The 12,495-nt window shown below is 71.8% G+C and carries 11 protein-coding genes; 8 read left to right on the top strand and 3 right to left on the bottom strand.

Translation table 11 applies throughout. The features are described 5' to 3' along the window. Positions 1 to 101: 101 nt before the first annotated feature. Entirely contained in the window at positions 102 to 1,973 is a 1,872-nt protein-coding gene (locus DEJ14_RS12185; protein WP_111086015.1) for a glycosyltransferase family protein, read from the top strand. Positions 1,974 to 2,045: 72 nt separating this feature from the next. Beyond that, on the top strand, positions 2,046 to 3,077 hold the full coding sequence (locus DEJ14_RS12180) for a lysylphosphatidylglycerol synthase domain-containing protein (RefSeq protein WP_181437580.1): 1,032 nt from the start codon (positions 2,046 to 2,048) through the stop codon (positions 3,075 to 3,077). Positions 3,078 to 3,255: 178 nt separating this feature from the next. Here the strand turns inward: DEJ14_RS12180 and DEJ14_RS12175 are convergent, their stop codons facing one another. Both DEJ14_RS12175 and DEJ14_RS12170 read right to left on the bottom strand, forming a co-directional pair. Further along, positions 3,256 to 4,809 carry a DUF2142 domain-containing protein gene (locus tag DEJ14_RS12175; protein WP_111086013.1) on the bottom strand — a complete coding sequence of 518 codons (1,554 nt, stop codon included), beginning with the start codon at positions 4,807 to 4,809 and terminating at the stop codon, positions 3,256 to 3,258. Further along, positions 4,806 to 5,291 (bottom strand): GtrA family protein, encoded by a 486-nt coding sequence (locus tag DEJ14_RS12170; RefSeq protein ID WP_111086012.1) that lies wholly within the window; start codon positions 5,289 to 5,291, stop codon positions 4,806 to 4,808. Before DEJ14_RS12170 ends, DEJ14_RS12175 begins: the two co-directional genes overlap by 4 nt. 113 nt (positions 5,292 to 5,404) lie before the next feature. Here DEJ14_RS12170 and DEJ14_RS12165 point away from each other — a divergent pair, with 113 nt between their 5' ends. The 6 genes from DEJ14_RS12165 (at position 5,405) to DEJ14_RS12140 (ending at position 11,309) form a co-directional block, all read left to right on the top strand. Next, a complete protein-coding gene (locus DEJ14_RS12165) occupies positions 5,405 to 6,541 on the top strand; it encodes a 5-(carboxyamino)imidazole ribonucleotide synthase (RefSeq protein ID WP_111086011.1) in 1,137 nt (378 codons plus the stop codon). Between the two features lie 122 nt (positions 6,542 to 6,663). Further along, positions 6,664 to 8,334, top strand: a complete 1,671-nt coding sequence (locus tag DEJ14_RS12160) for a glycoside hydrolase family 6 protein (protein WP_181437579.1) — start codon at positions 6,664 to 6,666, stop codon at positions 8,332 to 8,334. A gap of 53 nt (positions 8,335 to 8,387) precedes the next feature. Then, positions 8,388 to 9,485, top strand: coding sequence for a glycosyltransferase family protein (locus tag DEJ14_RS12155; RefSeq protein ID WP_111086009.1), 1,098 nt, complete (start codon positions 8,388 to 8,390; stop codon positions 9,483 to 9,485). Between the two features lie 54 nt (positions 9,486 to 9,539). Next, positions 9,540 to 10,007, top strand: coding sequence for a 5-(carboxyamino)imidazole ribonucleotide mutase (gene purE / locus DEJ14_RS12150; protein WP_216834593.1), 468 nt, complete (start codon positions 9,540 to 9,542; stop codon positions 10,005 to 10,007). Positions 10,008 to 10,015: 8 nt separating this feature from the next. After that, positions 10,016 to 10,303, top strand: a complete 288-nt coding sequence (locus DEJ14_RS12145; RefSeq protein ID WP_111086007.1) for a hypothetical protein — start codon at positions 10,016 to 10,018, stop codon at positions 10,301 to 10,303. A 250-nt stretch (positions 10,304 to 10,553) separates the two neighbouring features. Further along, positions 10,554 to 11,309, top strand: coding sequence for a glycoside hydrolase family 16 protein (locus DEJ14_RS12140; protein WP_111086006.1), 756 nt, complete (start codon positions 10,554 to 10,556; stop codon positions 11,307 to 11,309). Positions 11,310 to 11,321: 12 nt separating this feature from the next. Here the strand turns inward: DEJ14_RS12140 and DEJ14_RS12135 are convergent, their stop codons facing one another. After that, positions 11,322 to 12,464: a glycosyltransferase family 4 protein gene (locus DEJ14_RS12135; RefSeq protein ID WP_111086005.1), complete on the bottom strand. Its 1,143-nt coding sequence runs from the start codon at positions 12,462 to 12,464 to the stop codon at positions 11,322 to 11,324. Positions 12,465 to 12,495: the final 31 nt, after the last annotated feature.

The following is a 12,495-nucleotide window of genomic DNA, read 5'->3' as shown; positions in this document are numbered from 1 at the left end:
TCCTCGTGGTGGTCGGAGCGGGGTCGCAGGCAGTCTCCCACACGCCGACCCGGCGCCGCGATCAGGGACCCTGTGCCTGGTGTTTCGGTTCGGATGTCATGATGAAGCACGTGACCTCGACGAGCGCAGCCGCAACGCAGATCACCCACGAGCCCGTCCACCGGCGTTCGGGGGCGGTTCCGAGCCGGTTCAAGCACGTCGTCGCGCCGGTCATCCTGGCGGTGCTGGTCGTCGTGGGCGTCGGGCTCAGCGCCGCCGTGGCGTACCACAACCGCCTCGGCGTGACGAACGTCGACGGCATCTCCTACATGGGCATCGCCCGGGAGTACGCGAACGGCTGGCTGCCCGACGCGATCAACGCCTACTGGTCGCCGATGGTGTCCTGGATGATGGCGCCGTTCATCGCGGCCGGCCTCGGCATGCAGACGGCCTTCGCGGTCGTGAACTGCTTCGCGGTCGCCGTCGTGCTCGGCATCGGCGGCTGGCTGGTGTGGTCGCAGAACCACCGCATCGTGCCGGCCGTCCTCTTCATGGTCACCGCGATCCCGGCACTGATGAGCGCGGTGTCGGTGCAGACCCCCGACCTGCTCGTCGTCGCGTGGGTCGTCGGCTACCTGTGGGCACTCCGGTGGGCCGACCAGGCGCTGCACGGTTCGACGCGGGCCCGGTTGGTCTCCGGCGGGGTGCTCGGTGCGGTCGCGGCCGTCGGGTACTTCGTGAAGCTCTTCCTGTTGCCGGTGGCGGTCGGCGCGGTGATCCTGTGGCTGCTGCTCCGGGTCTGGTCCGCCCGACGCCGTCGCGAGCCGGTGCTGCACTGGTGGACGTCGCCCGTGGCCACGATCGTGGTCTTCGCCGTCGTCATCGCGCCGTGGGTGGGTGCCCTGACCATGAAGTACGGCTCGCCGACCCTGGGCTCGTCGCTCTCGGTGAACATCGGCTCGAAGTTCGACGACGGCGGGCGTGCGACCGACTGGCCGTTCCTGCCCGTGCCGCCGAACTCGCACGCGTTCTCGCCGAACGAGGACTTCACCCCGTCGGTCTACAAGCAGGGCCCGATGGACAACCCGGACCCGTCCGTGGTGCCGCCGACCACCGAGTCGACCACCGAGGACACCGCGCCGAAGGTCACGAAGGACTCCGGCATCGCGGCCCGCGCCGGCTACTACCTGCACGAGCGCACGCTCGCGCTGCCCTACTACCTGCAGAAGATCAGCACGTTCGCGCCGTTCGCTGCACCGATCGCCCTGCTCTTCGCCGCTGCCCTGGTGATCGGCGTGGTCCGGTTCCGTCGGTACGCGTTCACGTGCATCGTCGCGGCGACGACCCTGGTCTACTTCGTCGGCTACGGCATGATCACGTCGTCGTCGAGCGGTGGCGGGAACGCGCGGTACTACTGGCCGCTGTTCTACCTGACGGCGATGATCGGCGCGCTCATGCTGCCGGCCGTCTGGCGGTTGGTCCGACGACGCGGCGTGGTCCGGACGATCGTGGCGTGCGTCGCGATCGCGGTCGTCCCCGTGGCGTCGTTCACGCAGAACTGGGTCGGGTCGCCGGCACCCTTCTACCCGTCGGTGAACCGCACCGAGGCGCTTCGTGTCACCGGCCCGACCGACGTCCCCGAGATCGTGCGGCTCGCCGACCAGATCCGGGCGAGCGGAGCCCTGCCCGAGGACGCCACCGTCATCGGCTCGAACTACCGGTCGCTGTCCTCGTTGGCGTTCCTGACCGACACGCGTGTGTACGGTCGCTCAGGTCAGGGCTACACGTACCACTCGGACGCGATGCGCAAGCTGTTCATCGACGAGGGCGTGCAGTACTTCGTGCAGTTCGACCCCGCCAATGCGCCGGCACGCGACTACTCGATGGCCGGGAAGCTCGTCGGCACGTACAACGCGACGATCTCGTGCAGCGCCGACCGGTCCACCGATCCCGAGATCCCCTGCCGCATCCAGATCGTGAAGTTCGCGAAGTAGCCGCCGCTCCAGGGAGCGCGCCACACCAGCGTCTACGATGACCTGGTCCCGAAGCCCGGCAGGAGACCACGTTTGTCAGGAACCACCAGCGACACCCCCGCGCCCGAGGGGAAGCGTCCGCCGACCTGGCGACGGTTCCTCGGCAAGGCGATCCCCATCGTCTTCTACGTCCTGCTCGGGGTGTTCCTCGTGCTGTACCTGCGCGGCGTCGACTGGGGACAGCTCGCCGAGGCCGACTGGCAATGGGGCTGGGTGGTCGTCGCGACGCTGATCAGCCTCGGGTTCCGCTACTGGGGTGTCGGCATCTGGTTCTACCTGCTGCGGCGGCTCGGTGCGACCGGCCTGAAGGGCAGCGGCGTCACGCTGACCTACGTCTACGCGAAGTCCTGGATGGGCCGCTACATCCCGGGGGCCGCGACCTGGATCATCGGCAAGGTCTACTTCGCCTCGAAGCACGGCGTCTCGAAGGCCCGGCTCGGCGTGAGCGGCCTGCTCGAGGGCGCCCTGCAGATCGCCGCCACGCTGGCCCTGGCGCTCGTGCTGCTGCTCATCGACCCGCGCACGCACGACCTCGACCCGTGGCTCATCGCCCTGATGATCGCGGCGTTCATCGGCTGCGTCGTCTGCCTGATCCCGCGTGTGTTCGTGTTCCTGATCGGCATCGCGCTGAAGATCCTGCGCCGCAAGCCGCTCGAGGCCGACGTCCGCCCGAACCTCGGCACGGTGCTCGGCGGGGCCGGACTGTACGTCGCCGGCGCGGTGCTGTCGGGTACCGCGTACTACTTCATCACGCTGGCGGTGTACCCGTCGCTGAAGCTCTCCGACGCGGCGTTCGTCATCGGTGCCGCCAGCATGGCCTCGGCGATCAGCATGTTGGCGGTCTTCGCCCCCGGCGGGCTCGGTGTCCGCGAGGGCGTCCAGGCCCTCCTGCTCGCGTTGGTGATGCCGGTGCCGGTCGCCCTCGTGGTGGTCGTCGTCACCCGCATCTGGAGCCTCGCGGTCGACGGACTCTTCCTGCTCTGCGCCGCAGCCCCGACGTGGTTCCGTCGTGGTCGCCCGACCGACGACCCCTCCGCGGTCGAAGGCAGCGCCCCCGCCGCCTGACCCGCACGTCGTGAGCAGGAACGGTCGGGTCCGCCGTGCGCGACCCGACCGTTCCTGCTCACCATCCGGGGGCACGCGACGCGCGTGACGACGGACGGGAGGCCCGTGCCAGCTGGCACCGGGCCTCCCGTCCGTCTGGTGCAGCGTCCACCCCGTCACCCGAACGCCCGACGTGCGGTCACGACGCGGGGGCGGCCACCCGACGATCGGCGCGGGCGACCTGGACGACCGACGCGACCAGGCCGACGGCCACCAGCGCGACCACGACCACGAGCACTGCGGGCGGCACCGGCCCGATCTCCGTGTAGCGGAGCAGTCCGCGGCCCGTCACCGGGAACAGGGCGGCGTTCCAGAACCACGCCGACGCCACCGCGAAGCCGTACACGCCCACCGCGGGCAGCAGGACGGCCAGCGCCACCGCGACCCACGAGCGCGCGCGTCCGGCGGGCACCAGGCGACGCCAGGCCAGGGCGCTCAGCACGATCAGGCAGACGATCGCGGGGAAGTAGTAGCGCCCCTGGGTCGCGGCGACCTCGGTGGTGGTGAGGTACGAGTGCGCGCTCGTCCGGTTCTGGATGCCGATGAGCAGCGCCGGGAACACCGCCAGGCACAGGGCCACCCGCAGGTCCGGGCCGCGCCGGAACGCCCAGCCCACGAGCACGACGAGCGCGATGACCGTCAGGACGGCGGTGAGGAGGTCGCCCATGCTGACCTGTGCCCGACCGCCGAAGCTGCCCCAGAACGTGCGCGCGAGCGTGCCCCAGCTGACGTCGAGGAAGTGCCCGAGCGTCGGGTGCTCGCCGGGCGGGAAGTCCTTCGGCGGACGCATCGCCGTGTACCCGTTCGGCTGGATCCGGCCGTACGCGAACCAGTTGTGGATCCACCACCACGCCCCGATGCCACCGGACACGGCCATCGTCACCACGGTGCGGACCACCCGTTGCCGCAGCGACAGCACCCCGGCGCCGGCGAAGAGCACGACCACCGCCACGAACGGCACGGCGGGCAGTCCGGTGCCCTTGATCCAGACCAGGGCGCCGAGCACCACCGCGAGCGCGATGGTGGTGCGCCACCGGGTGTCACCGGTGAGCAGCCGGGTGGCGAGCCACACGACGATTCCGGCGACGAGCAGCACGGGGGCGTCGTTCGAGAACGAGGAGCCGATGGACGCGAGCTCGGGCGTCGCGAACACGGCGAGCCCACCGACGAGCGCGGCCCGCGGCGACCGGGTCACGCGGCGGACGGACGCCCACGCCAGCAGCGGCAGTGCGGTGACGGCGAGGACGTCGGCGAGCCGCAGCGCGGTGAACGCCCGGTCCCACCGCAGGTCGCCGAAGTCCACGGCACGGAGCACGGCGGCACCGGCGAGGTAGGCGGTCGGCGGGTGCTGGGTCATCTGGTTGACGGTCGACGACGGCCCGGGGGCGTTCTGCAGCAGCTCGCTGACGGTCGACCACTCGCTGGACGGCTTGGTCGCCTGCTCGACCTTCGCGGCCTGCACCGCGTTGGTGACGGACAGGTCGCCCGGGGCGGCCCAGGCGTCACCGAGCGCGACGTGCACGGCGGCGTCGATGTGCGCCGTCTCGTCCGGGGCCTCGAAGACCGGGACGATCAGCGCCCAGGCGACGAGCCACAGGCCGAAGGTCGCCGTGACGACGGCGATCGCCACACGCTCCCAGCGGGCGGTGCGGGGTGGTGCGGTGGTGCTGGTGGTGGTCTCGTGGGCCGTCACCCGGTCGAGTCTAGGGCGCGCCCCTCGGGTGCGACGTCGGCGGCCGCGGGCTCGGAGCCGGTCCGCTCGGGGTGGTACACCCACACCTTGTAGAGCCAGAAGCGGAACACCGTGCCGAGCACCAGGCCGACGATGTTCGCGACGTTGTCGGCGAAGACCGAGGTCAGTCCCATCACGTAGTGGGACACCCCGAGGCACGCGAGCGCGATGACCATGCCGCCGAGCGAGACGACGACGAACTCGATGCCCTCGCGGGTGGCGACGGCACGGCGCTGCTCGCGGAACGTCCAGTACCGGTTGCCCATCCAGTTGACGAAGATGGCGACGACGGTGGAGATGACCTTCGCCCAGAACGGCCCGGAGTGCACCTCGTCGGGGTTCAGGACGGTGATGCGCAGCACGTTGAACACCGTGGTGTCCACGACGAAGCCGACGGCACCGACCACGCCGAAGCGTGCCAGCTGGGCAATGAGGCGCCGCACGTGCCCTCCAGGATCCGTAGAGTTGTCGCGGGCCGTGCACAACGCGACCCGATCAGCGATTGTAGACAACGCGTTCACCCCGGACGGTGTGAACGCCGGAAGGATCACACAGCATGGCGTTGCGCGTCGGGGTCATCGGTGGGGGACAGCTGGCACGGATGATGGTGCCGGCGGCCGTCGAGCTGGGGATCGACATCCGGGTCCTCGCCGAGGGGCCGGGCATGTCGGCCGCCATCGCCGCCTCGGCCGAGGGCGACTACCACGACGCCCAGTCCGTGCTGGCGTTCGCTCGCGACGTCGACGTGGTGACCTTCGACCACGAGCACGTGCCCCAGGACGTCCTGCGCGCCCTGGTCGACGCCGGTGTGGCCGTCCGCCCCGGACCCGGTCCGCTGGCGGTCGCCCAGGACAAGATCACGATGCGCACGAAGCTCTCCGAGCTCGGCCTGCCGGTGCCGGACTGGGCCGCGGTGCACGACCCCGACGAGCTCCGGGCCTTCCTCGACGAGCACGGCGGCCGTGCGGTCGTGAAGACGCCCCGCGGTGGCTACGACGGCAAGGGCGTGCGGGTCGTGTCCGACCCCTCGGACGTCGACGACTGGTTCATCGCGGTCGCCGAGGCCGGCGGCGGGCAGGCCCTGCTCGCCGAGGAGCTCGTCCCGTTCACCCGCGAACTCGCGCAGTCCGTCGCCCGCCGCCCCTCCGGCCAGGTGGTCGCGTGGCCGCTGGTCGAGACCGTGCAGCGCGACGGTGTCTGCGCCGAGGTCATCGCCCCCGCGCCCGACAGCGCCGGACGCATCGCCGACGTGACGGAGTCGATCGCGGTCCGGATCGCCGAGGAACTCGGGGTCACCGGGGTCCTGGCCGTCGAGCTGTTCCAGACCGCCGACGAGCGCATCCTCATCAACGAACTCGCGATGCGACCGCACAACACCGGCCACTGGACGATCGACGGTGCGACGACGAGCCAGTTCGAGCAGCACCTGCGTGCCGTCCTCGACCTGCCGCTCGGCGCCACCGGGTCGTTCGCCCCGGCCGCCGTGATGATCAACGTGCTCGGCGGACCGGCCGACGGCGACCTGGCCGCCCGGTACCCGGCCGCGCTCGAGGCGTTCCCCGAGGCGAAGTACCACTTCTACGGCAAGTCCCCCCGACCCGGTCGGAAGATCGGGCACGTCACCGTGATCGGCGACGACGTCGACGACGTCGTCTACCGGGCACGCGCGGCCGCGGCGCACTTCGACGACTGACAACGGGTGTCGGCACTGTTGCCGACACCCCCTCGGGTGCCACCCGCACTGGCGGCTGGCCGCCACGGCGCGCGCGTGGTGCCATGGACGGGTCAGGGGTCCGATCGTCCAGGGGAGTGTCCATGCGCCGCCGTCCGCGCCGTGCTGTCGTCTGCGGCGCCGCCGTCGCACTCACCGCCCTCGTCGGCGGGCTGCTGCCCGTCGCGGTCGGGTCGAGCGCCACCGCCGCGACGTCCGCGGCGACCATCCGGTCCGCATCGGCTGCGTCGCTGTACGGTGCGGGGCCCTACCGGTCGCCCACGAGCGAAGCAGCGAAGGCAGCCACCGCGCTCGCCGCCTCGGACCCCGCTGGTGCCGCCGCGGCGTCGACCATCGCCCGGTACCCCGTCGCGACGTGGCTCGGCGAGTGGACGCAGGGGACCCAGCTGACCAAGACGATCAGCACGGCGGTCTCGGGAGCCGAGCAGTCCGGCACCACCCCGGTGTTCGTGCTGTACGCGATCCCGGACCGGGACTGCGGCGGGTACTCCGCCGGCGGGTTCTCCGAGGTCTCCTACGACGCCTGGGTCGACCAGGTCACCGCGGCGCTCGCCGGACACCGCGCCGCCGTGATCGTCGAGCCGGACTCCCTCGCGATGCTCAGCAACGCGAAGTGCAGCACCGCGCTCGACGACCAGCGCTACCGGATCCTGTCCCGCACGGTCGCCGGGCTCACCGCCGCCGGGGTGCCCGCCTACCTCGACGCCGGCAACTCGAACTGGGTGCCGCCCGCGACGATGGCCGCACGGCTGAACAGTGCCGGCGTGCAGCGGGGCCGGGGGTTCTTCACGAACGTCGCGAACTACTACCCGACCGCGCAGGAACAGGCCTACGCGCAGAAGGTCTCCAGCGCGACCGGGGGATCGCACTACGTGATCGACACCTCGCGGAACGGGCAGGGCTGGCGGGGGACCTGGTGCAACGGCCCCGGCGCCGGACTCGGCACCTCGCCCCGGGTCGCCACCGACGGCACCGCACTCGACGCCCTGCTGTGGGTGAAGACCCCCGGCGCGAGCGACGGCACCTGCAACGGCGCCCCCGCCGCGGGCAAGTGGTGGTCCCCCTACGCCCAGGCGCTCGTCGCGAACGCCCGGCTCGGGGTCCCCGCGGCCGACCTCGCGCCGCAGGGATCGCTCGAGGTCGTCGCCGGCACCGGTGGCGGCGTCCGGGTCCGCGGGTGGGCCTTCGACGAGGACGACCCCACGCAGCCCGTCCGGGTCCGTGCCACCGTCGACGGCGTCGCCGCGGGAGCCGTGACCGCCGGACTCCGCCGCACCGACGTCGACGCCGCCGCGGGCGTCGGGGCGACCCACGGCTTCGAGGCCGTCGTCCCCGCTGCCGCCGGCGCTCGCCGGGTCTGCGTGACCGCCGTGAACATCGGCGCCGGGTCGGACACCACGCTCGGGTGCGCCACCGTCCGCGCCTTCCGGCACGACCCCTACGTCGCGCTCGAGTCGGTGACGGGGAAGCGGGGCGGCATCAGCGTCCGTGGTTGGGCCTTCGACGGTGACGCCGTGTCCTCCGCCAGCACGGTCGCGATCACGGTCGACGGCAGGCGGGTGACGTCGTTGTCGGCGGGACGCGTGCGCGCCGACGTCGACCGGACGTGGGGGTCCGGAACGAAGCACGGCTTCGCCGGCACCGTCGCCCTCAAGGCCGGCAAGCGGACCGTCTGCGCGGTCGCGCGGAACACCGGCACCGGGAAGGACCGGAAGGCGAGTCCCTGCCGGACGGTGACGGTCGCGCGGCGCTGACCGCTCGCACGGTCCGCGATCCCGCACCGTGCGAGGTGCGAGAGGATGGGCGCATGCCGCGTGATCTCGTCCGCCGGGCCGCACGTCGACTCCGCCGGGTCGTCGCCGGGACACCCCTCGTGCCTGCTCCGCTGCCGGTCCTCGGTTACGTCGTCGCGGGTGGTGACGGTGCCCACCCCGCGTCCGCCCACGTGCGCGTCGTCCGGCGCACCGAGCACCTGGCGGCCAGCGGCACGGCCGAGGTCCGCCAGGTCGACCCCGTCGCGTTCGTCGACGGGACCGACACGACGTCGTACGCCGCCGTCCTGGTGCAGCGCGACATCCTGCCGCGCGACGCCGTGCAGCCCTTCCTCGCGGCGGCTGCTGCCCGCGGCGTCCGCGTCGTCGGCGAGGTCGACGACGACTTCTTCACCGAGTCCGGCCGCCAGCGCCTCGCCCGCGCCGAGTACGACCCGGACCGCCTCGCCTCGATCGACGCACTGGTCCGCGGTGCCGACACGGTCGTCGTGAGCACACCGGAGCTCGCCGAGGTCGTGCGCCCGGTCGCCCGCGACGTCACGGTCGTGCCGAACGCACTCGACCCGGGGCTGTGGACCCCCGGCGCAACCGAGGACGACGACGATCGCCCCGGGGCAGAGCACCGGGTGCTCTACATGGGCACGCTCACCCACGCCGCCGACCTCGAACTCCTGCGCGACGTCTTCACCGACCTGACGGCCACCGACGGCACGCCGATCCGGCTCGAGGTCATCGGGGTGACCGACGAGGGCGGCGCCGACTGGTTCCGCCGCGTCGAGGTGCCGGACGGCCACTACCCGGCGTTCTCCCGCTGGCTCGTGGCGCACCGGGAGCGCTGGCGTGCCGGTGTCGCGCCCCTGCGTGACGAGGAGTTCAACCGCGCGAAGAGCGACCTGAAGTTCCTCGAGTACACCGCACTCGGTCTGCCCGCAGTGGTCTCGGACCGGCCCTCGTACGCCGTGGCGCGGGCCCACGGGGCCGTGGCGGTGCCGGACGACGTCGGGGCCTGGCGCGATGCGGTGCGCGCTGCCGTCGAGCGCGGGACGGCTGACGAACGGGCCGTCCGGTGGGTCACGGGGGAGCGCACGATCGGCCGTGACGACGGCGCCTGGCGCCGCGTGCTGCTCGGCTAGGCTCGTCGCGTGACCGACACCGACGCACCCGTCCAGCCGCTCGTCTCGATCATCATGGGGTCGGACTCCGACTGGCCGACGATGCGCGCTGCGGCCGACATCCTGGCCGAGCTCGGCATCCCGTTCGAGGCGGACGTCGTGTCGGCGCACCGCACGCCCGACAAGATGACCCGGTTCGCCCGCGGCGCCGCCGAGCGTGGCATCCGCGTCGTGATCGCCGGTGCCGGTGGTGCCGCGCACCTGCCGGGCATGGTGGCCTCGATGACGACGCTGCCCGTGATCGGCGTCCCCGTGCAGCTCGCACGCCTCGACGGCCTCGACTCGCTGCTGTCCATCGTGCAGATGCCGGCCGGCATCCCGGTGGCGACGATGGCGATCAACGGTGCCGCGAACGCCGGACTCCTCGCCGCGCGGATCATCGGCACCTCGGAGCCCGCGGTCGCGGCTCGCCTGACCGAGTACGCCGACGGCCTCGAGCGACTGGTCGAGGAGAAGGCCGCGCGCCTGCGCGACTCCCTCTGAGCAACGCCGTGACCACTCGACTCCGTCGCCACACCGCGACCCTCGTCCTGGTCGGTGTCGCGGTCGTCGCAGCCGTGGTGTGCGCCGTCGCTGCCCGGGGTGCCGGCCCGGTGGACCCGGTGTCCTGGTGGTTCCGAGGCGCCGACGAGCACGTCGTCGCGACGAAGTCGCAGTACGAGTCGTGGCTCCTGGCTCTGCACGTGGCCGAGGTCGCAGCGGTCGTCGCGGTCGTCGCCCTCCTCGCCGCGGTCGTCACCGCCGTGGTGTCGTCACGCCGCCGTCGCACGCGGGTCTGAACACCACCACCGGCCCGAGTCCACGAGTCGCCGGCAGCCCCAGAACGGGGGACGCAACACGGCGCTGATCAGCACTTCTTCGACGTAGACGGAACGTTCTGCAACCCCCGCGTACTGGGGATAAACCGGTTCTGTCAACCCCGCGCGCGGGCTGCATTTCGCAACTACGGTGAACGGCGGGTGGTCGAGATCCGGCAGCCCGGCACCCACGGGAACGGGTGCGAACCGTCACGTCAGGGAGTGACAGCTCATGCAGAAACGCGCAACCAAGCGGGCCGCACTCACCGTCGTGCTCCTCAGTGCCGCACTCGTCGCAGGACCGCTCGGCACGGGAACCGCAGCGTCCGCCAGTTCGGCACCGATCGGGAACGTCGGGAACTTCAAGCAGACCTTCCGCGAGAACTTCAGCACGGCGGCGGCCGCCAAGGGGAAGTTCGCCAAGACCTACGCGAAGTCGTGGCAGCCCTACCCGGACGGCACCGGGGGCATGTACTACTCGGGCGCCCAGATCAGCTCGCACAACGGGTACATGGACGTCAAGCTCGACGGCAAGCACGGCGCCGCCGGCACGTTCGGCACCCCGTCGGGTGCGTGGGGGCACAAGGGCGGCAAGTTCATCGTCCGTGCCAAGGCGACCGGCGGCGACGGGAACGGTGCCGCGTTCATGCTGTGGCCCTCGTCCGACAAGTGGTCGGACGGTGAGATCGACTACCCCGAGGCGAACTTCGACCAGCAGCCGATGCTGCACCACCACTCGATGACCCCCGGCCAGGAGGTCAACGCGACGAGCCTGAGCACCGGCGTCTCCTGGCGCTCGTGGCACACGTACTCGATCGAGTGGATCCCGGGGAAGTCGGTGCGCTACCGCCTCGACGGCAAGGTGATCAAGACGATCACGAAGCACGTGCCGAAGACCGCGCACCGGTACATGTTCCAGGTCGGCAACTGGGGTGCCACCGGCCACCTGTACATCGACTGGGTCAGCACCTACACGTACAAGAAGTGACGTGCCGCCGGCTCAGAGGTCGGCGTGCAGCTGCCAGGTCTCGGCGGCGGAGTCGCTCCAGTCGTACATGCGGGCGCGGTCCGGCCCCGCGACGGCGAGCTGCCCGGCGAGCAACGGGTCGTTGACCACCTGGTAGACCGCCTGTGCGATCCGCTCCGGGTAGGACTCTCGCGGGTTCCGGGCGACGGTGACTCCGGCGTCCGACGCGACCTCGGCCACGGCGGGGTCGTCGGAGTGGATGACCGGGGTGCCGAAGCTCATCGCCTCGATCACGGGCAGGCCGAAGCCCTCGGCGAAGCTCGGGAACACGAAGACCGTGGCCCGGTCGTAGACCACGGCGAGGTCGGCGTCGTCGATCCGCCCGAGCACCTTCACCCGGTCGCGGGCGAGCCCGGCGCGCTCGGCGGTGCCGTACACGTCGACGTCCCCCCAGCCGTCCGGGCCGGAGATCACGAGTGGGATGTCGGCGGGGGCGTCGGGGTGCGCGAGTGCTTCGATGAGGGACCCGAGCGCCTTGCGTGGTTCGAGCGTGCCGACGGCCAGCACGTAGCGGTCCGGCAGGCCGAGACGCTCGGCGCGCAGGTCGGCGTCGACGGGCAGCCGCAGCCGACCGCTCGGAGCCCCGCCGATGACGCGCAGTCGGTCGTCGAACCGGTGGATCTCGTTCAGTGCGCTCGCGACCGCGTGGGTGGGCACGACGACGGCGTCGGCGTGCTTCCACGCGCGCTTCACCATCGCCTTGTGGAAGTGGACGCCGCGGGGCGTCAGGGTCTCGGGGTTCGTCCACGGCACGGTGTCGTGCACGGTGACGACGGTCTGCCGGCCCGGGTCCTGGAACCGGTCGTGCTTGACCAGGGGAGCGAGGACGCTCGGCGCGTGCACCATGCCCTTCGCGATGCCACCGACGAAGCCGCCCTGCCACGCGAGCGAGAGTTCAGGACGGGCCAGCGGCAGACGCTGCAGGTCGGACAGACCGGGCAGCAGTGTGCGCAGGTGGGCCATCTCGTCGGAGCTGACCGCGGACACGACCCCGGCGACGTCGCAGCCGCTCGGCGCGTTCGCGACGAGGTGCCGGGCGAGCTCTTCGGCGTACCGCCCGATGCCACCCGGAACAGGTGCGACGACCTGGTCGACGAGGACGTGGAGGGTGGTCATGGTGCTGCTCTCCTCGTCGTGGTGATGGGGC

Origin of the sequence: Curtobacterium sp. MCJR17_020, assembly GCF_003234365.2 — a bacterium.
In the GTDB taxonomy this organism is placed as follows: Bacteria; Actinomycetota; Actinomycetes; order Actinomycetales; family Microbacteriaceae; genus Curtobacterium.
This window is presented reverse-complemented; position numbering and strand designations above follow the sequence as displayed.

Excerpts from the sequence above, each read along its gene's own strand:
- DEJ14_RS12185 (WP_111086015.1), top strand. The coding sequence starts at position 102 with ATGAAGCACGTGACCTCGACGAGCGCAGCCGCAACGCAGATCACCCAC.
- DEJ14_RS12165 (WP_111086011.1), top strand. The coding sequence starts at position 5,405 with ATGGCGTTGCGCGTCGGGGTCATCGGTGGGGGACAGCTGGCACGGATG.
- DEJ14_RS12160 (WP_181437579.1), top strand. The coding sequence starts at position 6,664 with ATGCGCCGCCGTCCGCGCCGTGCTGTCGTCTGCGGCGCCGCCGTCGCA.
- DEJ14_RS12155 (WP_111086009.1), top strand. The coding sequence starts at position 8,388 with ATGCCGCGTGATCTCGTCCGCCGGGCCGCACGTCGACTCCGCCGGGTC.
- purE (WP_216834593.1), top strand. The coding sequence starts at position 9,540 with ATGGGGTCGGACTCCGACTGGCCGACGATGCGCGCTGCGGCCGACATC.
- DEJ14_RS12140 (WP_111086006.1), top strand. The coding sequence starts at position 10,554 with ATGCAGAAACGCGCAACCAAGCGGGCCGCACTCACCGTCGTGCTCCTC.
- DEJ14_RS12135 (WP_111086005.1), bottom strand. The coding sequence starts at position 12,464 with ATGACCACCCTCCACGTCCTCGTCGACCAGGTCGTCGCACCTGTTCCG.